The sequence below is a fragment of the Citrobacter amalonaticus Y19 genome (genome assembly GCF_000981805.1).
GTDB lineage: Bacteria > Pseudomonadota > Gammaproteobacteria > Enterobacterales > Enterobacteriaceae > Citrobacter_A > Citrobacter_A amalonaticus_C.
Map to the genome: position 1 here is coordinate 88,114 of NZ_CP011133.1, position 22,612 is coordinate 110,725.

Here is a 22,612-nt window from a genome sequence, read left to right on the forward strand (position 1 = left end):
GCTTAATAGTACCTTTTAGCCCGCAGCGGATGATTTAAAAATGGGGTCGATTTGTACCCATTTTTTAGGTTACAAATTTATCTGGTATTGAGTAATACAATAATATAGAGGCATCAAACAATTACTGCGACCCCTCAACAGGAGGTGAACTATGTTTTATTTATCGTCCTTTGTCTGGATGTCAATCTGGAGTCTGATATCGATTTATGTGTATTACAAAGATAAAAAAGCTGCGACTGCTGGTGAGTACCGTGTGGATGAATTAACGCTAGATGCGCTCATTTTGCTCGGAGGTTGGCCCGGTTGTTTCATCGCTCAACGGATGTTTAAACACAAAACACGCAGTGCTTACCAACGCCGGTTCCGGGTCATCGTAGCGGTCTGGATAGTTCTTTACATTGGATTATGGAATTTTCTATGGGCGGGAAATAAAATATAAAGATGTAAAAAAACCGGCCTGAGCCGGTTCTTTTTTCATCCATGTCGGCTACATGAATGTCGGTAACGTGGTTTGCACCGCATGGGATGCGGCCATCATGCCATTGATAATGTCCGGGGAGTAGTACAGGGAGATCGCACCACCAACAGCAACCGCCAGTGACATCAGACTCTGACGTACAACGGCAGCTGCGAGGCCCACCAGAACGATAAGACCGATCAGTACCTTACCCAGAGAACCCTGCATGTAATCAGAGATTTTGATCCATACATCGTCAAAACCTTCCTGGGTCGAACCAGAAGCATGAGCGGTTACAATGGCCAGAATCAGAATGCCGGTGATCACCAGCGGAGTTTTAAATTTCTCGAATTTGATAGCGTTCATTTAAACATCCTTAATAACGAGTTTTAATAATTTCGATCTTTGGATGTTCTCCAGCTATTTAACGGGTTTGAGCTGAGAACCATTTTAATATAAATATTGTTTGGTTTATTTTCATGATTAAAGCGAGGCGTTATACAATAGCAATGCGAGATATAAGGTGACATTTATCCGTGTCTATTAAAATACCTGTAATTCTAAATGAAATCTTCTTTTAGAGTAAGAAAACCAACTTTACTAGTGTCACATTTAAACGAGGTTGATATGTTAAAATCAGAGGTATTGGTTAGTTCGCTGACATCATTGGCATTATTGTTTTGTTCAAATACAGCTCACGCTGATAGCCCCACTGACGTGATGCTACCGTCTGAAGGTGTGAGAGTCGTTGTCGGATTTTCGCCTGAAGGGTCTGCACAGAAAGCCATACTGGATCTGATCAATTCAGCTCAGCAGGAAATCCGTATGGGGGCATACTCATTTACGTCACCCGTAATTGCGAAAGCATTAGTTAATGCTCACCGAAGGGGTGTAGATGTCAGGATCGTAGTCGACAAAGAGCAAAATAAAAACCGATATGCCGTATCGGCTATGAATGCCGTGGCTAACGCGGGCATCCCGGTACGGACGAATGATCAATTTCTTCTGCACCATGATAAGTATTTGTGTATCGACCAGGTATCTGTTGAGACCGGGAGTTTTAATTATTCCAGTTCAGCTATGAAAAATAGTGAAAACAGCCTTGTTCTCTATAACGTCCCGGATGTCACAGCGCAGTATCTGGCCCACTGGGAATCGCGTTGGGCTGGTGGTGTGGATTACATACCTAATTATTGAATTACTTTCAGGGTTCTGGGTGAACCCTGTTTTTCTCATTTCAGAAATACGTGAAGCTCGTCCATATCAAGGTCGTTATAAAATGAACGCCATCCTTTACGGGCTAAATTCGGATGCAGCAGTTTGATGTTGCTTAATGGCATCATGCTGCTTAGCCCCATTTTAATAAAGTATTCATACACCAGGCGGCTGTACCGGTCAAAATCGGTAAGTGGTCTTGACAGAAGGTATGCTGCCTCGGACATAGTCAATCCCTGTATATGCAACCTGTACCCCAGCAGGCGGCTGCATGTATCGCGCATAACACCGCGTGTTAGTGGGAATAACTCATCACTGACAAGATGCTCAGGTAAGTGAGTTCTGGGGCACTGAACGGGATTTATACCCCTGATATAGCACTCATCATTCTCAAGGATGCAAAACTGGGGTTCCGGGCCGGATAATGGCTTACCAAGAAAGCCGCAAGGATCGAGCACACCCCCTCCGTTAAGTGCTATCCAGCCATACTGCGTTTCAGTTATCTGGTATATCCCACGATCTCCTGGATTGATGCGTTCTTTGACCATTTTTCGACGTGTCCCTATAGTGGCCGTTCCTGCAACCACGCCCTGGTCTACCAGGGCTCGGCATACGATGTAGGATTTCGACTCTGACCATTCATTCCAGGGAAAACCAATTTGGTAACTGGTGGAAACCAGCCTTAAGCCGTCGATGCATGAATCTGTCATGTAACTCCTCCCGAAAAAAAAGCGCACCAAAGATGCGCTCGTAATTTCAAATCAACAGTCAGGCTTTGGATTTCTTTGCCAGCTTGTCCGTTTGTTTAGAAAGTTCCTTTTTCGTGAATTTGAGGGAATCGGTTCGTTTATCAGGATCACCGACTGCCTGTAGAATCAATGAGTAGGCGTTATCGCCATTGAGTACAAAGAGGTCGGTTGCCTGCGTCCAAGCCCCTTTATTCTCTGATCGCTGTACCCGCAGAATATTTCCTGGGAGGAGTGATACTGACCAACCTTTTGTATCAGAAAGGTATACATTGACCTTACCTTTCGATGGTAACAGGAATACTTTTGATGAAAAGGTTGAATAAACGAATACCGTGTTTTGTCCCTGCGAGTTGTATTCAACCGATTTAAAATGACCACTATAGTCCAGGTCAGCACCAGTAAGGGTATTCTTCTCCTGAACTACAAATTGTTGGGCTGTATAGCCATTTGATGCAGCTTTATAGTCAGAAGTAGCCGCAGTGTTAGCGGGTTCTGTATAACCGAACTCAGCGGGGTCAATTTGATGGCCAGAAGTATCTTTGGCGGTGTTTTCAACGCCTACAACTTCTCGATTTGTAGGAGATGGAGGTGTTAGAACCGGGTTGATCTGCGCCACAGCGTGTTGACTTGGTTCTGCTGGAGCAGGAGCAGGAGCAGGAGCAGGAGCAGGAGCTGTAGCTGGAGAAGAAGCCGGTGCTTCACTTGTGGCCCCAGATAGTGCTTTTTGTGCGATTTCCTGGGCAGGAGTCACCTCAACAGTTCCGGGTAGTTCTGCGTTTTGTGAAACCTCACTACCGTCAGTAAATCCAGGTTCCGCCTTAATTGAGTCAACCAATGACTGCGTAGAAGGAGCCGACTTAGAAGCAACTGGTGAATTTGCATCCGGGTTAGCTGGTGACGTGGTTGTGGCCATTTTTAGCATCTGATCGCCAAGGTTATCAGGCGATGGAGGTGAAACACCGGCGCTATCTTGCTTTGTGACAGCAGGTTCACGTTTCTCTTCATCAGGAGTGACTGATGCAGGTTCCTGTTCATTATTTGCGACAGGAAGTGTCAGTGTCGGCTGAGGCCCAGTATCACCGGTATCAAGGTCATCGTCATCCGCATCGATAGCATGTTGCTTTGCAATATCAGGGTTAACGCTAATCCCGCTCTTAGCAACTTCGACGATAGATAGGTTCGGTTCTTTGTCTGGCTTACCATGCATTGAAATAAATGCACCTAATGTGCCTACCGCAAAGAGACCGGCAACCAGGATACCCAAGGTTTTTTTGGAAATTCGCGCCTTAACGCTGGGAGTATCATCTCCAGCATTCTGCGCGGCGCGTTCGCGTAATTTCTCCTGGCCGTATTCAGCACTTGTGCCACGTTTTTCACTCGTCATTGAAAACCTCGTTGATCACTATTCGTTCTGGCCGAAGCCCCAACTCACGGTGTATATGAAAGTGAGCATGATATGGAAAGCCCCATAATCGCGTGAGATGGTTGCCCCGGAAATGATTAGGAAAATATGCTCTCGCGATAATAAACGGATTATATCTTGATGGAGTAAGCTCTCGAAATTTTGCGGCCAGAAAACGACCGCAAAATGAGATGGTTTTCTTGAAGATTGATTTCTAGTAGTTACGAGTTCCCTTGCAAATGGGATAAACCGAACAACCATAGAAATAATTACCGTTCGACATTCTTCTAACCATTTTGCTATGGCAGCGGGGACAGTTAGGTATGGCATTCGGATCGTTTATTTCATTCTCACCTGGAACAACATTAATTATCTCAGGGGGAGGGGTGGGGATGTCTTTATCTTTGATGATTTTCAGAAGTCTGGAACCATCGATAAGTGATAATGTTCCTTTAACGTTTGCGCTGAGAGCGAATGTCCATGCATCCTGAGTGAAGAACCCGGAGGTTATGATATAGCCCCGCTCATATGCATCGGCTTGCACCACACCATAAATTTCACGGACTACTGATACACCAACCTTGCTGGTTTTCCACAGTTTGCACTGTACCATTTCGCGGTGGCCACCTTTATGCAGCAGAATGTCGACTCCGCCGTCAGCTCCTGTATTGGTCAGAGTGGCCTTGTAGCCGTTGAGCTCGAAATGCAGTCTTATAATCTTTTCAAATTGCTCCCACGACATATTCGAGAGGATATTTTGAGCATCATTTGCATCCTGAATAGAAGAGTAAATTCGCCGTACTTCAGCAAGTTGAACAGTTTTAAGCAATGTTCCTACAAACATCATTATCGCAAAGGTTAAAGATGTGCCACGAAGGATGTCGGGGAGTATATTGCTTACACCCACAGCAAAGCGAGTCATTACGAGGGCAAGGTTATCAGTGCTGCTTGCAATAAACTGGTAATACAAATCGCCTGGTATGTATACATAATTAGTCAGAGAAAGAATATATAACAAGCATGAGATCGGGAATCCGATATACCATCGGAATAAATAGGTTTTCTGGCTAGCTCCACTGTTTCTCCATGACTGGATATTAAAAATCACGCCGGAGACTTCCCTACCTGTACGGGTCAGGGTCATCTGGAGAGATAATTGCGTAATAAAGAGGCCCGCAATGACTAACGGGCCATCATGGAGAAAGTATAAGACTAATGACGTTACAAGAAAAAAGCACCACTGGAATTTGGCACTTCGGGACATTCCTTTTGCTGCCAATTTTCTGAAAACCATATGGTCACCATTCATTCAGAATTAATTCTAAGGAAGGTGCGCCTCAGTATCCCATTACAGTTATCAATGATTACATCGTATGCCATGACTGATAAACAGATCAGGGCAAATGTATAAACGATGATTTCTTCAACATATGGATAATCAGGGTATATCGCACCTAAATAGATTGCTGACAGTACAAGATACCCACTCCACAATCGGAACAAACGTGGTCTTACTAACAACCATGTGAGTAACGCCAGAACCACTAAGTTCGCAATGCCAATGGCGTTGATCGTCTTTATGGAAGTGATTGGTACAAAGTACAGGACGCAATAAACACTACATATCAGAATCACAATGGCGTAAATCACAACACGCTGGAGTAGAGAGTTCATGGTTTCCTCATACACATTACTGGCCTGTATAACAGGATACCACCGTGTAGCGATTGACGAAGCACAACAGTGAATTTAGTTAATTCTTATCATCTTCCTCACAAGCAATTTGGCTCGGCATCCAATAAGGGTGAATTGAAGTCTTGACGTAACTGAACACCATTCTGCAAGGAACGCTCGTTAAGTTAGCGACTATCATGCTCCTGTCACTGTTTTCAAGAAATTCAGCACCAGAAAGCTCGTTTTCATTCCATAGACCAGCATTAGTAAGAGTTGCCATCGCATCTTGAAGGGTATTTATAGCCTTAGTTGCCGGAGCTGGTAATGCATCCCGACTTCCACAACCCAGGGTAAGGAAGCATAAAAGAACAATCGTTATAGATTTCATCCTCTCTTCCTCATTTTGGTGTTGTGCGTATTAAAGAGGTCGATGGCTTCAGTTCCCGTGATAGGTAGCCAGTAAGGGGGGATGGCCGGAGTCTCATAAAATGGAATCCTCCCGCAGCCTACAACGGGTAGGGAACAAACAAAAAGAATTTCGTCGAGCTGGTTTTCAAGAGCCCACAACTGGCTGTACCCAACTAATCCATTTAATTTTGCTTCATGGTGAATATTCAGAATCAAAAATACAGCCTTCGCAAAACCGAATGGTGGGTTACCAAAGCGAATTGGATCAATACCCAGCGATGTCAATGCAGCTTTCGATATACCATTAAACTTATTGAATAGCGCAGAGCCATGCTCATGGTCTGTTCTTAGGGCAAACGGAATAGTGTTGTCGGGGCTAATTAAGCATTGCTCTTTGAATTGACGGAAACCAGACACCCGCTGGATATGACATTCGACTGAACGTAGAAACAAATCAGGCACACAAAAATCATGAGCAGTAAAACCTTCGAATCCCTCATCTTTACAGAGCTGATTTGTTAACCTGAACCACAATTGGTAGGCAGACAGCACCTCCTCGTAAGTGCTTCTGACCTTCATATCATCGGTTCTGTAAAAGGTTTCGATCATCATGACTGATTACCTTTGTTGCGGCTGCTGTCGTTGTTTAATAGAACGGTCTCCTGAATCGCCACGCGCCAGAAAGCCTAAATTGACTATCTTGAAATTCACTCTCCCTACGAGACTTTCGTGATGGATGAGACCTCTGAGGTTTTTGGGTGTACCAGGGGGATTGTCCCAGTAACGGGAATCAAGCGAGTGGTCTCGGTTGTCACCGACCATAAAGTAATATCCTTCGGGAATAATCCATTTTTTCCCCGTTTGTACGTAGCCGATACGATTATCGGTCTCGAAGATATAACTTTGCCCGGCAGTGTCGGTCTCTGCCTGGTATTGAGTTGTAAAAGCATCTTTTTTAATCAGGCTACCGTTTTGTTTACCGTTTATCGAGAAGACTTTATCTTCGTTGTATGTGACGGTATCGCCAGGAATACCCAATACGCGTTTGACGTAGTAAACCCCAGGAACGGATGGAGCGTTAAAAACGAGTACGTCCCCACGCTGAACAGCGCGATGATCGAATAAACCTCCTACACGCTGAGCAATAACCAAATCTCCAGGTTTTATAGTTGGTGACATAGATTCTGTAGGGATCAGGAATACTCCCCCCAGAAACTGAAAGGACAGAATAACTGCCAGCGATAAGGAGGAGGAAACTATCAACCAATGCTTTGGACGACGAGACCTTAACAGCTGGTAAGCGAGATAAAGCACAGAGATGATAAAAACAAAAATTAACGGTTTCATGGTGTCATATACCACGCTGAATTACTTTTGCGTATTTGGAGAGTGATTTAGCCAAAGACAGGTACACATAACAGGTGAAAAGGTAAACAAAATGGATGCTGGTGGTTTTTCTGGCTAAAGTGAAAAATTGGTTCTCCTGGCCACCGGCTAATGAGTACTGGAGCTGAACTGTAGGTTTTTCTGTAGAGACATTAAAACTTCTAGCTTTAATGTAAATTAACGGCTTGAAAAATGTTTTATAACCCACACGTGCATCTATTGTGCATATGATAATGGCTACCGCTAAAGGCACATAGAATGGAATGATTGCGTGGAACCAGCTCCATAATGACCAAACCAGAACTGAATCCTGTAACAGTCTGGCAATAGATCTGGCCTGCGTTCTGCCCGCTACCACCATAATGGGTATAAATTTAACCATGCAATCCACCATAGCTATGTTTGATTACTCCATCTTATAGACAGACAAATTTTCTCCGACTTTTTTTGAAAGCAAAACGACCCCGAAAAACAGACGTAAAGTGGTCAGTAATTTCGTGAGTTGAAAAGAACATGGTAGATTTTTTCTATCGTAATTTGCGGAGAATGGAAATGAGCAGTGATGCCATTAAGATGGTAGAAGCCTTTGTCAAAGACCCATTGAGCTACGATAGATTCGGGCCAGAGCTTATTTCAAATCAGAAATGTGTCCTCAACATCAATGGGCATGAAATGTCTATCGATGAAGCAGTTAAGATGAGTGATATTGAAAAGGGGCTCTTAGGTGAAATTTACGAGCTTATCGACGCAATGACCAAAACGGAAGCCAATTTCTCACCGGGAAAAAAGAATCTTTTTCGTCGGGTGTTCGATTATTTAACCGGTTCGGAAATTTTGCGGAAATTCCAGTTAGATATTTATAGCAAAGTAGTCATGAAACTATGTGAACGCATACCAGATCATTTCAAAATGCTAATCTCTCATGCTGAGATCACAAAAGGTCTGGAGGCAATCTATGCGCAAGATATTCATCAACTGGAGATTTTCATAGATGCTGTCGAGTCATATCTGAAAGATAAGAACGAGAGTGACTACAATGTCACAAGCAATGAGTATATGGCAATTAACAGGCTACGGATCAGAATTAACAACTTCTCAGGGCAAGAAGGGTGAGACTCTGAATGAGATTGTTGCACTGGCTCGTGAAGTCAGTAATGCAGTCGAACCAAGTTATCTTCAAAAGAAACTGTCACGGATACCGTATGTTGGGCCTTTCATAATGAAAGCCATCGGCATTCATTTTAGTGCAATGTCAAGATTTGATTCAGTTAAAGGACAAATCGATATTTTAACTTCGGATATAGAAAGCATATCTGAAGGGTTGTTTGAAATGAATAAAAATATTGATGGAATGTATGAGCAAGCCTTAACGAGTGTAAAAAGTACAGGGGTTAACATTGTAGCTGCTTATTACCTTCTGGAGAAGTTACAAACAGTTCAGGTTTCTATTCGTAAGGAACTAAAAACTCAACCTGATAATACCATGCTGAGCATGGAAGCAATGAATATCGAACATCAAATCGCCCTCATAACCAAACGTCGAAATGACATGATCACAGAACAACAAAAGGCATTTGAAGACCTGAAGATGATGAAAATGATGAAGTTCAATAACCTTTCGATGGTAGACCAGTTTGAAACTATTATTAAAGTAACGATACCATCTTCTAAACGTAGCCATCTTATAATTGACCAGGCCGAAAGAAGTGACAAAAGCTCATTACTGATTCAGGCAATTGGTGATTCTGTAAATCAACAAGCCAGACGTCAAGCTTTGTTGGTAAAAGAGAGTAGTATCCGTGTAGCAAAAACAGCTAATCGTACAGTGTATGATGTTGAGACAATTGATTACATATCAAATCAGATCAATGAGGCCGGACGAGAAATTAAAAAAATCCACGACCGTGCCAAAACACAACATGTCCAGCTTGAAACACGCGCAGCGCAATGGAAGGAGAAACGTTTTATGATTGCGCAGGAACTGTCTTCTAAATAATGACTACAAATTTGTAGGAGGTTCTATGGCAAAAATCAGGCAAAGCAATCCATTTGATGAGGTAGAAAGGGTATTAAGATGTAAGCGCGATAGAATTATTTATCTTTCGATAGCTTTATCCTTACTCTTTGCCGTTATATTGCTCATATTGTGGTTTTGTATTCCAACGGATATTTCTATAGATGGACAGGTTGCCCAGGTTTCAACTGATATTAGTAAGGTTCTGAGTGCTAATGGATTTGGTGTGGTTACTTCAGATATCTTTGAATCACTTGGTTCCGACATGGCTCTATACGCCAGTGTAATAACATCATTGATAACCATGTTTGCAATTGCATGGTCACTGATTAAAGGTGATGGTTTCAATATCGAATTGTTCTTCGCCCTTGTAGTTGTAACCACCGGCTTTTCAGTTTTTCGAACGCTTTATGATTCCGAGTCTGATAGGTACACGTATTACTCTGAAAAAGTAAGCTCTGCTATACAAACAGGTGATTTACCATCATTGTATGAAATATATGGAGAAAAAGGGGAGAATGTAAAAAAATCCGTAGAAGAAGTACTTTCTATGTCAAAATTAACCAGTGTAAAAAAACTAGGTGAGATTGATGGCTTGTTACTGAGAGGGGTCATCATGGCCACTGAGCGAGATCACGATGGCGTTTATAAACGTCATCCTGGAAATTTGTTATTGCTAATGCCTGAACATAAAGACGATGAGGTTGCAGATGGAACTAATTTGTTTGATACACAGCTTTATAACCCAATAGATTATAGTCTATATGATATTGGTGTAAATGCTGGCATTCTCACATCAAACCCATATTCAGCCTGGAAAACTGAATATGATACGAAAAAACATAATGTCAAAAGCATTATAAAAACAACAACTACCGTATTTCTTGTATTCATATCATTATCCTTAGCTCTTTTATTCATAACAGTCAAAAATTACCGTAAGCTAAGTTATTTGATAGAATCAAACAAAAAGCATCTCACGTACTAAAAGAAAAGCGCCCTGAAGGCGCTTTCTTTACTATAGTTTGCTTATTTTGCATCCGTCTCATCATCTACTTTCTGAGTCATGATAGGAGGAGGGGCTTCATTGTCAATTTTCCTACGGCCTTCATCGCTGAAGAAAACTTTCCAGATAATGTGCCCGACAAAAAGGATTCCGCATCCTATAATCAGCACCCAGTCGAAAGTGTCAAATGGTCTGTTAAAATAATCAAACATATACTTCTCCAGGGTAGAGTTCGAGACTAAGCCCGTTAAACGTTGTGTGGGTAATTGCTCCACCAGACCGGGCAATGCAGTTCATTGTTCTTTTCAGACCATCCAGTCTCTATGAGTAATCTCTTCACAAAAAAAGGTTGGTTTCTGAAGGTATCTATAGAAATTGATGTGGCTTTAATAACACTTCCTTTTTCACCTGGTTTTGTGGGTTTCTCGTAACGCGTCATACCGATATGCTGTAGGCGTGACCTGATCGCGCCATCTGTCCTATTCATTTTCTTGGCAATCACTTCTATTGCACGATGCTCAGATATAAGTGTAATTAAAAACTTATAGTTTCCACGTACCCATTTGGCTGGTTTTTGTGGGTCTCTTTGGTTCCGTTCAGGCACTGAACTTTCCTTATTTTGTTGTGATTTTTCACTATCACAACCAATGTCAGTTCTGGCCGGGTAACTTGAAATGGTTTTATCTGCTACGGCTTCATAGATAATTTCATTAAGCACTCGATGCTTGCTCCACCAATCTGGGGCGCTAAGGTCGAATCCATCAATGTACCAGCCGAATTCGATTAGTGGCAGGACTTCAAGAAAACGTTTCTTTGATAATTTTGCAGAACTTATTTTTTTATTTAACCATATAACCGTACTCGATGAATCGTCTTCAGCGCCCACAGTAATCATCCCAAGCTCTATAAGTTGCTGAAGAGTTGATTGATGGCTTCTTAAGGTAAGTTCGGTAAGTGCTGTTTTACTGATACCATTTTGTATCGCCTTAAGTAAGGCCCGAGTATCGTCAGGAGTCCACGGTTTACCGATAATGAGGTGTGAAGATTTTTTCTGATGTGGCTGGCCTGTATCCTCATCTTCCGGTGCTAGCAGGCAAGTGTTTCTTGTGCGCCACCAGTCTGGAGAGTACAGGACATTTTCACCATTGATGCAGTGTGCTACCCATCCATTATCCAGCAGGGTTTTAAGAGTTATGCCTGAAGCTGCCGCAGCCGGTGGTACTCTGATTGAAGAGTTAGGCTTGAGGGTAATTTCGCTAGGCTCAGAGAGATTTTCTCTTTCGAGTACGTATAAATCCAGCTCGATACACCTTAGCTGAATTATCCTTTGATTGTATCCAAGAACGGACGTAAGCGCTGCAAACGAGTAACCCTCCTTTAGCCCCTTTACAAGCTTCAGATCTTCAGCTGGTGACCATGACGATGATTTTTTCTTCATTCACTTGCCTTAGAGTGAACTAAATATTTCTGATATTACGTGTTAAGCAATAATTCTTGAATCAAGAATGGGGGCGTTTTGAGGTGTATAAATCGCACTAAGATCTACCATTTAATATCCGTGGTTGAAGAGCTCCTCAACTCCTGCATTTACGACATCCTGGTTCCCTGGGATGTAACGTGGCCAGCCTTCTGCCTCATTGATGCTCTTAACGATCACTCCTTCGAAGCCAAACTGATCAGCCGATATATCAACAATGTGGAGTTCATCGTTAATAGAGATTTCGCACCAGTAATGCCCGTACCCGCCATGTATAGTAAATAATCCACCGTCAGCTTTCCCATCGCCCCCTCTAATCACAGCTAGCAACCCTTTGCTATGTGCCAGGCGAGCCAATAGCAGACTGGCAAAGAGGCAAGTGCCCGTGGTGTCATCGGTATCACAGTCAGCCAAGATACCGTTCAGTAATGCCCGTGCTTCAGTTGCAACATCATTTATGAGGTTTTTCATCAGGGTTACTTATCGCAAATCGGTTTCAGGGAATTCTGCCAGACAGACCGTAGCGAGACAATTTTTTATGCCCGCAATAGGGGGCGAAATTATCGGGTCTAGGAATTTCGTCAGCCGCGAGGGTTGCGTTAATCTTTTTTTATATAAAGAGGAGCTAACCATGAATAACCAGAAATACAGTGCAGTTATGAATGAGTGGAATTTTAAGTATGATGCTGCTGAACGATTCAGTGACTCACACTTTCTTTACATCCATAATTTCATGAACGATCAAAGTCAGTTGCTTGGTATTGTTATAGCTGATTTTTTGGAGGTTCCTCAAAATGAGCTTATTCCTCTTCAGACCGCCCTGGATAACCTTGTAAATTTATTAAAGGTTCAGACGTCCAGGTCGTTAACGGTTGAAGAGGGTCTTGTTCTTGCACAATGTTTTACTCATTACCTCAGACAGACACAATCATATGCTGCGGTTTCACCTATTTGTTCGGTTGGTCAAAAATTTAATTTTTTCCTGAATATCTATCCAAATAAAGGTAGTAAAGAGTGTTCTTTACGATTATTCGCAATCACCACACTCAATGAAATTATAAGCGTGTCTGAATTTGTTGAAATGGCACATAGTACGCAACAAAGTGATTTGATTAAAAACCCTGGTTATTTTGTCTGATTATTAAATAATTGCATATTGAAATCATCAACCATCGCTTAACAGTGATGGTTTTTTTGTTTGGTTTAAAATATCTTTTTGTTCAGGATGACCGACTGCTTTTCAAATCCTCTGCTTGCTTCCTATCATGCTGATACTACAAGGAATAGTGGTCTCTATGACTTTATTTCATGCTATTCCATTGAGATATTTGTTTACAATCAATAAAAATATTGTTAATAAAATGCAATCTCCTAACCTAAATCAGCATGGATTTGGAACCTACAATGGCAAAGAAAAACATACATCAGGAAGAGATAGTATTCGCAAAAAAACAGCTTACTCTCCTTTCAACATTAAAAGGGAAGGTTAGTGATTTGACTCAGAAATGGGAAGGGAACATTGGTGCTGAAGTTCCTGATTATCATCTTTTAATGAATCAGCTTGAGGCAGTAGAGAAACAAATTTTCTCAAGGATTGGTGCTTGGAAAAAATCGTCTTTGCTCTGAGTTTTGAGACTCATTTTTTGTGAACAACTTATGCATCCCACTCTAAGCCATCTTAATTTTTATGAGTGATATCGTGGAGAATTTTAGACCATATTCCATCAGTCATTAAATCAATCACCTTGTCTGGTATTACGGTTTTCCTGGCAATGCTATGAACAGTGTAAGTTGCATGGCATTTATCTTCGATAAAGATGCCATGAGGTACTAGACAAACATTATCTGCGGTTTGCCTTGCCCACATGCGTAGGCGGTAATCTATTATGTATTCGTCATACTTTATCCACAGATGAGGCCGAATTATCTGGCCAGATCCAGCCAACGTCACTTCTCCAACGATGCGCTGGTGCGGTATACAGAATCTATCTAGCAGGCTACTTACAACCATAGAATGACCATCACATTCGAGTGGCAGTGCATCATATTTATGTAATAGCTCGCAAACATAAGCAACTTCACTGGCTATAAACATTGTACTGCCTCATGTTAGACGGGGAGGGTGGATAAGTGGTCATTGAGCCCAAGTGAAGAGGGAGCCCAATAACCCGAACCGCACATCCACCGTTCACCAGGAAATGAAAACCCTTCTCGGATAAGAAACTCCCTAAGTTCGGTGTTAATGACGTTCTCAATCTTCAAGATGCATTTATTGGTCTCAGCGGTTTCTTTTAATTTCGAGAGTAACTCTTTGAAAAATCCCTTGCCTGGGCTCTTCATTGAAATGGTAGCGACTATAAGTACCGGCGAACCGAGGTATGACATCTTTCCTGTCTGGGCACGGATGTATAACTCATCTACTAACTGAAGGCCATGAATCTGCATTGATTTTGAGTGAAAGACACTTTTTTCAGCTGCATTCATTAAGGTTATGAATGCGTTGGAAATTTTAGTGATGTCATTCCTTTGCTGAGTCATTCGATCACCGAATTTTATTTTTATTTCCTGAGAACATAATTGATATCATTGTGGCCCCGGTAATCCACAGTGAGGCTAATATAATCAAACCGACATAATATGCATCATTCCCTAAATTTTTATCTAGGAATTTGTAAATGTCATCGCCAAAAAAGGATGTCAACATAGTCATATCAAATATCTTCATCTTGCTCTCCATTATCGTCTATGTGTTTAAATAACTCTGTTAAAATGTCCTGATAGTGCCCATCGCCTAGAACTATTATATATTCTTCTTCATTTCCAGTGAAATGACTTGTCTCAGTACGATCGAACGAGGTTGTGATGACATACAGCCATGAAGTTGGATTTCATAAGTAACGAATGAAGAGTAGATAGTAGCGGAACTGCTTTTATAGTATGTTTAAAGTTAAGAAGTACTGTATATGCATACAGCATTTAACTTATGTTAAGCACAAACCTAGTTCACGGATGATAGTGCTGGTAATTATTGTTCTTTCACCGTTTTTATCATTAAAAACCGTTTTACTAGAAATATACTTCATGAACTAGCACCAAATAGCCGCTTTTAGGGCTATTTTGATTTTTGTACCTGTTGCATCCTCTTTAGCAGGAGGTGAGGGTGTTTGTCACAGTCAGCAGAAGCATATCTGACAAACATTATTCAAACCCTGTCTTCAACTGCTGGCAAACAGTAGTATTTCTTGCTAGGGTTTTTACAGGAGATGGCATTCTCCTCTAACCGCCTTCCGGCTGATGATGCCTACACATTCTGACTGTTCACCCCGTTGCGGGTGAGAAGTTGCATTGTGTAGGAGCCAATATGCCGCTTACCTTTTCTGGCCCCTTTCATTGCCTGTCAGTTCTGCAAACCACCGGTTACCATCGGGAGTTTATATGACTGAAATCTGGTTCCAGGCTGCACTGTGGCTGGGTCTCGCATTAATCGCCACCATCCTGTCCATATACCTGCGTATCGCGACAGCGCTCTCCGAAATTGTAGTGGGCACCATTGCGCAGCTCATTATTGGTGCCCTGTTAGGTGCCAGCATACTGGCCGGAGATGCCAGCTGGGTGCAGTTTTTATCCGGTGCAGGCGCAATACTGCTGACTTTCCTTGCCGGAGCGGAACTCGACCCGGGCGTTTTCCGAAAACAGTGGAAACAGGCGCTGATTATTGGGCTGATCAGTTTTTTCCTGCCGTTTCTCCTCTGTGCTGCACTGGCCAGATGGTGTCTGGGATGGACGCCCGAAGCCAGCTGGCTGGCCGGGATCGCCATGTCCACGACATCGGTCGCGGTGGTGTATGCCGTGATGCTGGAGCTTGGGTTCAATACCTCCGGATACGGGAAAACGGTCCTTGCCGCCTGCTTTGTCACCGATCTGGCGACCGTTATTGCTCTGGGACTAATTTTCGCCCCCTTTACGTTCAGATCCGTCGCATTTACCGGCGCCATGGTGGTGGTGGCTTTTCTCCTTCCCTGGCTTACCCCCCGTTTCTTCAAGCGCTTTGGCGATCGGCCTTCCGAACTGGAAGCCAAGTTTTTAATGTTATGTCTGTTCGCCCTCGGTGGACTGGCCACCTGGGCTGACAGTGAGGCGGTACTGCCAGCGTATCTTATCGGGATGGTGCTGGCGGGAACCGTCGGTAAGGACCATGCGCTGATACGTCGTCTCAGGACGCTGACGTTCGGCCTGCTGACGCCGTTTTATTTTATCCGGGCGGGCTCGCTGGTTTCTCTTCCGGCACTGACCGGCGCACCTGGTGCTTTTTTGATCCTGCTGTTGGTCAAAATGCTCACCAAGCTTGCCGGAGTCTATCCGGTGTGCCGCTGGTATGGATCTTCCCATCAGGAAAGTATGTACACCACATTGCTGATGTCCACCGGGCTGACCTTCGGCACGATTTCGGCACTGTTTGGCCTGTCGCATCACCTGATAAATGAGGCGCAGTACTCATCGCTGGTCGCTGCGGTGATCGGCAGCGCCGTGCTTCCGACGCTGATAGCAAATGCATTTTTCTTACCACGCCACTTACTGCCGGAAAACGACAACACCCGGCGTGTGACGGATGAAGGGGTGAATAAAGGGGAATAATGTTCGCAACTGTCGATGTTCAGTGTCCGTTACGTAGAAGAGGAAATAATCATGATGAACCGAATACTGGTTGCCTATGATGGCTCTGATCCCGCAAAAGAGGCGATGAGTTTTGCGTCTGAACTTGCCCGTCATTATAACAGTGAATTGTACGTTATTGCCGTATGCCAGCTGCCGGAGTTTGGTGGCGAGGTGGAGATGCAGGATTTTGTCAGCCGGACACAATCCTACTTTAACCAGATGATGCGGAATCTGAAAAAACAGTATCCTGAGCTGAAAAAAGAGACCAAATTCCATGTGGCAATGGGCCATCCCGCCGAACAAATACTTCGTTATGCTGATACACACAGTATCGATCATATCGTGGTCGGTCACCGTGGCAAAACGTTGTTTTCTCGCTGGCTGCTGGGATCCGTTGCCCGCCAGGTCGTTGACCATGCCCTGTGTCCGGTCACTGTGGTCAGAAAATAACGGCCTGAAGAAATTAATTACTTTTTATGTTTTTTTCTCGCCACACGATGTTGCGACCATAATGCGAAAGCAAATACACATATAAGGGCCAGAATCATGAGAGCGAATACGATTAAGACATAATCCATGATGATCTCCATTCATTGTATGGAGATGAGTATAGCAGGACGGCCCGGTGATATATACACGAGGGTCCGTTATTAAACTAAATTATCAGGAAAGTCATTCCGGAGGGATTATGAACTTTATCAGCATATTGTTCGCGACGCTTGATGAAAACAGAAAACATAAAATAAATACCCGGCAGCCTGAATGCTTTGTTGATTTGAATCTTGATAAAGTTGTGACGGCGATTGTCAAAGGTCGGGAGGAGTATGATATCTCTCCATTCTTTTATACTCCACTGGAATACCCTGACGATATTTACTACCGTCAGGGAGTTATTCAGGATGTGGCTAAAGACGACCTCTACAATGCCCTGGTTGAATATTCAACGACAATGCAGAAAATAAGGGAGATTGGTTCGCGAAAGGAGAACCGCTACTACCACTACCAGCAACGGCGATGGGAGCTGGAGTGTGTTTTGCTGTACTGCCGTGCTGTGACCGTATTGCATGAGCGGCTGGAAACCCTGTCACTTACGTCCTGCGGGATGACGAATTTCAGAAATTATCTGTCTGAATATATCAACAGTGATGGATTTACTGATTTATCTACCGTTGCTCAGACCATCAGAAATCAACTTGAAGATATCCGCTACAGTCTGAGGATCAAAGGTGACACCATCAGCGTGGAACATTATGCGGATGAGATAAATTACAGTCATGAAGTATTACGGGTCTTTTCCCGATTTAAACAGCATGATGTCCAGGTTGACGTCGATTTCAGGAGTCATGATGGCATCATGAATAATCTTGAGGCCAGAATTCTGGACTGTGTGGCGAAACTTTTCCCTGCTGTTTTCGCAGGGCTTGATGCCTTCATTGAAGCTCACTCTGATTATCAGGAACATACGCTGAAGGTCTTTGAGCGAGAGGTTCAGTTTTATCTTGCCAGTATCCATTATATCCGCCAGTTTCAGGTGGCAGGGTTAACGTTTTGTATTCCTGAGGTTAATCGCGAAAGAAAAGATATTACGGTCACGTCGGCCTTTGATCTGGCGCTTGCTGACAGTCTGCTTAATAAGCAGGTGCCGGTTATCTGTAATGATTTTTATCTCCACGGGAGAGAGCGTATTTTAGTGATTTCCGGGCCTAACCAGGGCGGGAAAACCACGTTTGCCAGAATGGTCGGACAGTTACACTATTTTGCCCTACTGGGGTTATACGTTCCCGCGCAACAGGCAACGCTGTATCTGGTTGATAATATTTTTACCCACTTTGAAAAAAATGAAAATATTCATAATTTACGTGGAAAACTGTATGACGATTTGGTGAGAATTAAAACCATACTGGATAAATCCACTGCCCGCAGCCTCATCATTATGAATGAGATATTCACCTCTACAACCTCACACGATGCGATTTATCTGGGTACCCGGGTCATTGAAAAGGTCATCGCGCTGGATGCCATTTGTATCTGCGTGACGTTTATAGATGAACTGACGGCACTGGATACGTCAGTCGTCAGCATGATGAGTACGGTGGAAGAGGATAATGAGGCCTCCCGGACCTATAAAGTTATCAGGAAACCTGCTGATGGCGTGGCATGGTCGGTCACCCTGGTGCAGAAATATGGACTGACCTACGAAAAAATAAAAGCGGGGTTAAACGGATGAAAGCATACCTGATGTATAAACATGATGATTTTATCGTAGATGAATCATTTCCTGCCCACTTTACCCTTCTGACTAAAGATCTGGAACTGGAGGTCCTCTTTCAGGCGCTTTCCGGCGGGGATGATTTTCTGTATTCGGTGGTAAGAAAAGCGTGTTCACAACCATTGACCGAGGTACAGGATATTGAATACCGGCAGGCTATCCTGCGCGATTGTCTCTACAATCCTGAAATTTTCGGAGAATTTTATAAAGTTGTGGTGGATTGCCTGTTAATGGAAAAGGAAAAACTCCATTACGGTGTTTTCGGGCGGTATCCTTCCGCCATTCTTCATCAGTCCATTTCGTTCACCCGTTTTCTGTTGGACAATTTACGTAAGGTCAGGGGAATTGCGGAAAAAAACCTTCTTCATGTCGCCTCACCCGGCATGGAACGCCTGTTTGTCATGATTATGCAGGAGCTGAATGATGAATATCTTGAGGTAATCGAGGAACACCTCAGGCAGATGACATTTAAAAAAGGGGTATTGCTGAGCGCCAGACTGGGGGCGGGAAACCGGGGGGAGGGCTATGTGCTACGCCAGCCTGCCGCGGAGAACAGAAACTGGTTCCGGCGTCTGTTTTCCCGCAAACCGGAACATTATACGGTACAGATTGCTCCGCGGGATGAAAACGGGTTCCGGGCACTCAGCGACCTGCAGGATGAGGGACTGGTGCTGGTTGCCAGCGCAATGGCCCAGTCTACAGCACATCTGCTCAATTTCTTTCGCGCGCTGCGTGCTGAGCTGGGTTTCTATATCGCCTGCCTGAATCTTGCTGAGGTGCTGAATCACCGGAATGTGCCACAGTGTTTTCCGGTTCCGATCTACAAAAGGGAGCGCTATCTGGTCTTTGATGCATTATTTGATACCTGTCTGGCGCTGACTTCTCCGGATACCATCATCAGCAATACCCTGAAAGCGGATAATAAAAACACCTTTATTATTACCGGGGCTAACCAGGGAGGAAAATCGACGTTCTTACGCAGCATCGGTCTGGCCCAGATCATGATGCAGACGGGGATGTTTGTGTCTGCAGAATGTTTCAGTGCCGATATCTGCCGGAATATTTTTACCCATTATAAATGTGAAGAAGACAGCCATATGGTCAGAGGAAAGCTTGATGAAGAGCTCAGACGTATGCGGGATATCGTCAGCGAACTGAAGCCGGATGATCTGGTGCTGTTTAATGAATCGTTTTCCGCCACTAACAGCCGGGAAGGAGCAGGCATTATCAGGGGGATAGTGACCGCGCTGGCAGAACGTCATGTGAAGCTGTTTTTCGTCACACACACCTCGGAATTTGCCTGCGCATTTTATCAGGAGTATCACCAGGATACGGTTTATCTGTGCGCGGAAAGGCGTGAGGATGGCGAAAGAACGTTCCGTATTACGGAAGGGGCGCCACTGGATACCAGCTATGGTGAAGACCTCTATCGGGAGGTCTTCACGCCTCCGGCACAATCCGCTGAAAGCGGCTGAGTGCCCCGTCATAGTCCGATCGGTGATAACTATTCGGATATGGTGAACGGATGTAATCTGTGTTCAGCTTTTCGGTAAGTCCTCAACAGGTCTTCTGGCAAAGAGCCATATTTTGATCTGATCGAGCAGCAGGGTGGCCAGCAAAACCAGAGCAAACATGATGACCAGCAGTGTCAGTGAGACCGGCGTCATAAGGAAACCACCGGCAGCCAGTACGGTGGCAATGATGATATTGCCCACCGTGGCCAACACAACAAACCGGCCCGGACGGAGTGACCAGCAGCGGCCCGGCGTTCGTGAAAGATAAATCGTCATCTGGGCCGTATACATCAGATAGGCGAACATCAGGGCCTGGATTTGCGGGACGGGAAGCTGCAACCGGGTAAGGACGAACCACAGGATCATGAATGCCAGAACCAGCCAGCCTGCGGCCAGGACACCTCCCAGCCGGGCAATGTCACCAACGTTCCATCTTTCTGGTGATGAAGTAATCCACGATCGGTCTGTCGCCAGCGTGATTGTCACCACATCATTGAGAACCACAATCACGGCAATCAGAACCAGTGGTGTGACGAAGAATCCTGTCGCGATATAGCCGATGGTCAGCAGGGCCGCCAGCTCAACGGTCCGGGCTATTTTTGTTATTGTCCAGGTCAGCATGCGGCGAAAAACGCGGCGGCCCCCCGATACGACGGCGGCAACACCGTCTAATCCGGGGTGGGTCAACACCACCTGAGCAGCAGCTTTTGCCACGTCAGACGCTGTCTGTACGGCAATGCCCACTTCAGCTTGTTTCAGTGCCGGCGCATCATTCACACCATCCCCCGTCATGCCGACTATACAGCCCGTCTGTTGCAGGGACCGCACCAGACGAACTTTTTCTTCCGGATAGAAGTTAGCAAAACCATCAAAGCGGAGAGGTGTCTGCAGATCCCTGACCGCATCGCCGAAGCGGTCACCGAGCCCTGCCTGGCGGCTGATAACTCTGGCGGTATCAACCGTATCACCGGTGACCATGATTATCCTGATACCCAGTGCCCGAATATCCCTGACGAGGGCTGCGGCATCATCACGTAGTGCATCGGCTAGTGCCAGCAACCCGCGAATACGGAGATGGCCGTCGGTGCCGGTTGCGACTGCCAGGATCCTGGCGCCGGATGCCGCCATGGCCTGCTGGATCGTGGTGAACTCAGGAGGAGATTCGGCGAGTAAGGCAACAACAACTGGTGAACCCAGAATGATGTGAACGGATAATCCGTCATTGTCTGAACGCACACGGGCTTCGGAAAGTTTCGTGGCAGGATCGAACGGGATGAATTGCTCTCGGATATGCGGTATTCCCCCCCGGCGTCGTAGCGCATCCAGAATCTCCATCTCAAGTTGCCCCTGTGTCGTTTCGTCACAGGCCGCGGCAGCCCAGGCCAGAACCTCGTCCTCATTCTCTCCCGGAAGCGCCGTTATGCCGGCAACTGACTGCTGGTTTCTGGTCAGTGTACCGGTCTTGTCGATACACAGCACATCCATGGTTGCCGCTTCCTGTACCGCCGACAGGCCGGTGACAAGTACCCCCTGATTCGCCAGCCTTCGGGCTTCTACTGCATTGGCGACCATAAAGGCTGCCGGCATTGTCACCGGGACGGTCGCAATAATGAGAACAAGGAAGAAGGGGACAAGGGGCAACAAATCTTCACCGCGCCAGAGTGCAACAACGGCCAGAATGACCGCAAGCATGGCATCAATGGTCACAAGATAGCGCACAACAGCGAACAGAAGCTGTTCAAGATGGCTGGCAGAGCTGGCCGTTCGTACCAGCTCTGCCGTACGTCCAAAGTAGCTTCGGGTACCTGTGGCGGTGACGGTTCCTGTCACCTTTCCGCGCGCAATCGTCGATCCTGAATAGAGAGTATCCCCCTCGTTGCGTGACTCCGGGGTTGACTCCCCGGTCAGGGCCGCCTGGTCAACATCCACAGTTCCCTCATCAATCATACAATCGGCAGGGACCAGGTCCCCCGCTGTTAAGGCGATACTATCACCGGGGACAAGCTCCCGGGCCGGTATCAGTCGCCAGGTGCCATCACGACATACACTGGCATTGACTTTCAGCCGGGTGCGCAGCAGGTCAAGTGCTGACTGTGCCCGCCGTTCCTGAATGCCGCCAAGGATCGCACTGAAAGCGAGCCACCCTGCAATGATGGCGGGTTCGATCGTCTTCCCCAGAGCCACTTCGAGTACCAGCGCAATTTCGAGCATCCAGGGTATGGGGCCCCACAGACGTTTGAGGATCGCACGCAACTGGCCCGGAGGCTGTTCACGCACTTCGTTGTAGCCATATTGCGCCAGCCTGGCCCGCACCTCGGCTTCGGAAAGTCCCTTCACGTTATTCTCAGGGGGCATCTCCATACATCCTTCTCCGGAAAAACCTGA

At 45.2% G+C, this 22,612-nt stretch carries 25 protein-coding genes and 1 riboswitch; of the genes, 11 read left to right on the top strand and 14 right to left on the bottom strand.

The window, feature by feature from the left end:
* The first annotated feature begins 151 nt into the window (after positions 1 to 151).
* On the top strand, positions 152 to 439 hold the full coding sequence (locus tag F384_RS26630) for a DUF1294 domain-containing protein (protein ID WP_046498981.1): 288 nt from the start codon (positions 152 to 154) through the stop codon (positions 437 to 439).
* A gap of 48 nt (positions 440 to 487) precedes the next feature.
* On the opposite strand, the gene traA is transcribed toward F384_RS26630, so the two are convergent.
* Complete coding sequence (gene traA / locus F384_RS26635) at positions 488 to 823, bottom strand: TraA family conjugative transfer protein (RefSeq protein ID WP_008786660.1); 336 nt, start codon at positions 821 to 823, stop codon at positions 488 to 490.
* 261 nt (positions 824 to 1,084) lie between these two features.
* Here traA and F384_RS26640 point away from each other — a divergent pair, with 261 nt between their 5' ends.
* Positions 1,085 to 1,654 (top strand): phospholipase D family protein, encoded by a 570-nt coding sequence (locus F384_RS26640; protein WP_080950112.1) that lies wholly within the window; start codon positions 1,085 to 1,087, stop codon positions 1,652 to 1,654.
* Between the two features lie 35 nt (positions 1,655 to 1,689).
* Here the strand turns inward: F384_RS26640 and F384_RS30255 are convergent, their stop codons facing one another.
* From F384_RS30255 to F384_RS26680, 7 genes are all read right to left on the bottom strand, one after another.
* Entirely contained in the window at positions 1,690 to 2,382 is a 693-nt protein-coding gene (locus F384_RS30255) for a hypothetical protein (protein WP_193388328.1), read from the bottom strand.
* Positions 2,383 to 2,440: 58 nt separating this feature from the next.
* On the bottom strand, positions 2,441 to 3,805 hold the full coding sequence (locus tag F384_RS26650) for a hypothetical protein (protein WP_046498985.1): 1,365 nt from the start codon (positions 3,803 to 3,805) through the stop codon (positions 2,441 to 2,443).
* 232 nt (positions 3,806 to 4,037) lie between these two features.
* Complete coding sequence (locus tag F384_RS26655; protein ID WP_046499500.1) at positions 4,038 to 5,117, bottom strand: restriction endonuclease; 1,080 nt, start codon at positions 5,115 to 5,117, stop codon at positions 4,038 to 4,040.
* A gap of 459 nt (positions 5,118 to 5,576) precedes the next feature.
* Complete coding sequence (locus tag F384_RS26665) at positions 5,577 to 5,885, bottom strand: hypothetical protein (protein ID WP_046498992.1); 309 nt, start codon at positions 5,883 to 5,885, stop codon at positions 5,577 to 5,579.
* The gene (locus F384_RS26670) at positions 5,882 to 6,517 is read right to left on the bottom strand and encodes a hypothetical protein (RefSeq protein ID WP_046498995.1); all 636 of its coding nucleotides are present in this window, start codon (positions 6,515 to 6,517) and stop codon (positions 5,882 to 5,884) included. The genes F384_RS26665 and F384_RS26670 overlap by 4 nt, the downstream gene beginning before the upstream one ends.
* A 6-nt stretch (positions 6,518 to 6,523) precedes the next feature.
* Positions 6,524 to 7,252, bottom strand: coding sequence for a signal peptidase I (lepB, locus tag F384_RS26675; RefSeq protein WP_046498998.1), 729 nt, complete (start codon positions 7,250 to 7,252; stop codon positions 6,524 to 6,526).
* A 4-nt stretch (positions 7,253 to 7,256) separates the two neighbouring features.
* Entirely contained in the window at positions 7,257 to 7,673 is a 417-nt protein-coding gene (locus F384_RS26680) for a hypothetical protein (RefSeq protein WP_046498999.1), read from the bottom strand.
* A 170-nt stretch (positions 7,674 to 7,843) separates the two neighbouring features.
* On the opposite strand from F384_RS26680, the gene F384_RS30090 reads away from it, so the two are divergent.
* Genes F384_RS30090 through F384_RS26695 form a run of 3 tightly spaced genes read left to right on the top strand, consistent with a single transcriptional unit; the run spans position 7,844 to position 10,293 of the window.
* Positions 7,844 to 8,404, top strand: coding sequence for a hypothetical protein (locus F384_RS30090; protein WP_193388329.1), 561 nt, complete (start codon positions 7,844 to 7,846; stop codon positions 8,402 to 8,404).
* On the top strand, positions 8,328 to 9,287 hold the full coding sequence (locus F384_RS26690; protein ID WP_226991693.1) for a toxic anion resistance protein: 960 nt from the start codon (positions 8,328 to 8,330) through the stop codon (positions 9,285 to 9,287). Before F384_RS30090 ends, F384_RS26690 begins: the two co-directional genes overlap by 77 nt.
* Positions 9,288 to 9,312: 25 nt before the next feature.
* On the top strand, positions 9,313 to 10,293 hold the full coding sequence (locus F384_RS26695) for a hypothetical protein (protein ID WP_046499005.1): 981 nt from the start codon (positions 9,313 to 9,315) through the stop codon (positions 10,291 to 10,293).
* A 41-nt stretch (positions 10,294 to 10,334) separates the two neighbouring features.
* Here the strand turns inward: F384_RS26695 and F384_RS26700 are convergent, their stop codons facing one another.
* The 3 genes from F384_RS26700 to F384_RS26710 form a co-directional block, all read right to left on the bottom strand.
* Positions 10,335 to 10,523 (bottom strand): hypothetical protein, encoded by a 189-nt coding sequence (locus F384_RS26700; RefSeq protein ID WP_020996185.1) that lies wholly within the window; start codon positions 10,521 to 10,523, stop codon positions 10,335 to 10,337.
* A gap of 35 nt (positions 10,524 to 10,558) precedes the next feature.
* Positions 10,559 to 11,749, bottom strand: coding sequence for a hypothetical protein (locus F384_RS26705; RefSeq protein WP_046499011.1), 1,191 nt, complete (start codon positions 11,747 to 11,749; stop codon positions 10,559 to 10,561).
* A 111-nt stretch (positions 11,750 to 11,860) separates the two neighbouring features.
* Entirely contained in the window at positions 11,861 to 12,259 is a 399-nt protein-coding gene (locus tag F384_RS26710) for a hypothetical protein (protein WP_046499014.1), read from the bottom strand.
* Positions 12,260 to 12,419: 160 nt separating this feature from the next.
* Here F384_RS26710 and F384_RS26715 point away from each other — a divergent pair, with 160 nt between their 5' ends.
* Both F384_RS26715 and F384_RS26720 read left to right on the top strand, forming a co-directional pair.
* Entirely contained in the window at positions 12,420 to 12,926 is a 507-nt protein-coding gene (locus F384_RS26715) for a hypothetical protein (protein WP_046499506.1), read from the top strand.
* 266 nt (positions 12,927 to 13,192) lie between these two features.
* Positions 13,193 to 13,414, top strand: a complete 222-nt coding sequence (locus F384_RS26720; protein WP_046499017.1) for a hypothetical protein — start codon at positions 13,193 to 13,195, stop codon at positions 13,412 to 13,414.
* Positions 13,415 to 13,466: 52 nt separating this feature from the next.
* On the opposite strand, the gene F384_RS26725 is transcribed toward F384_RS26720, so the two are convergent.
* Complete coding sequence (locus tag F384_RS26725; RefSeq protein WP_046499020.1) at positions 13,467 to 13,883, bottom strand: hypothetical protein; 417 nt, start codon at positions 13,881 to 13,883, stop codon at positions 13,467 to 13,469.
* A 447-nt stretch (positions 13,884 to 14,330) separates the two neighbouring features.
* Positions 14,331 to 14,513 carry a hypothetical protein gene (locus tag F384_RS26735; RefSeq protein WP_046499024.1) on the bottom strand — a complete coding sequence of 61 codons (183 nt, stop codon included), beginning with the start codon at positions 14,511 to 14,513 and terminating at the stop codon, positions 14,331 to 14,333.
* A gap of 525 nt (positions 14,514 to 15,038) precedes the next feature.
* A riboswitch (Fluoride riboswitch) is annotated at positions 15,039 to 15,099 on the top strand.
* Positions 15,100 to 15,223: 124 nt separating this feature from the next.
* On the opposite strand from F384_RS26735, the gene F384_RS26740 reads away from it, so the two are divergent.
* The 4 genes from F384_RS26740 (at position 15,224) to F384_RS26755 (ending at position 20,188) form a co-directional block, all read left to right on the top strand.
* Entirely contained in the window at positions 15,224 to 16,423 is a 1,200-nt protein-coding gene (locus F384_RS26740; protein ID WP_046499028.1) for a cation:proton antiporter, read from the top strand.
* 51 nt (positions 16,424 to 16,474) lie between these two features.
* A complete protein-coding gene (locus tag F384_RS26745) occupies positions 16,475 to 16,894 on the top strand; it encodes a universal stress protein (protein ID WP_052747016.1) in 420 nt (139 codons plus the stop codon).
* Between the two features lie 238 nt (positions 16,895 to 17,132).
* Positions 17,133 to 18,671: a MutS-related protein gene (locus F384_RS26750; RefSeq protein WP_046499031.1), complete on the top strand. Its 1,539-nt coding sequence runs from the start codon at positions 17,133 to 17,135 to the stop codon at positions 18,669 to 18,671.
* On the top strand, positions 18,668 to 20,188 hold the full coding sequence (locus F384_RS26755) for a MutS-related protein (RefSeq protein ID WP_046499035.1): 1,521 nt from the start codon (positions 18,668 to 18,670) through the stop codon (positions 20,186 to 20,188). The genes F384_RS26750 and F384_RS26755 overlap by 4 nt, the downstream gene beginning before the upstream one ends.
* A gap of 63 nt (positions 20,189 to 20,251) precedes the next feature.
* On the opposite strand, the gene F384_RS26760 is transcribed toward F384_RS26755, so the two are convergent.
* Complete coding sequence (locus F384_RS26760; RefSeq protein WP_052747017.1) at positions 20,252 to 22,588, bottom strand: HAD-IC family P-type ATPase; 2,337 nt, start codon at positions 22,586 to 22,588, stop codon at positions 20,252 to 20,254.
* Between the last annotated feature and the right edge of the window lie 24 nt (positions 22,589 to 22,612).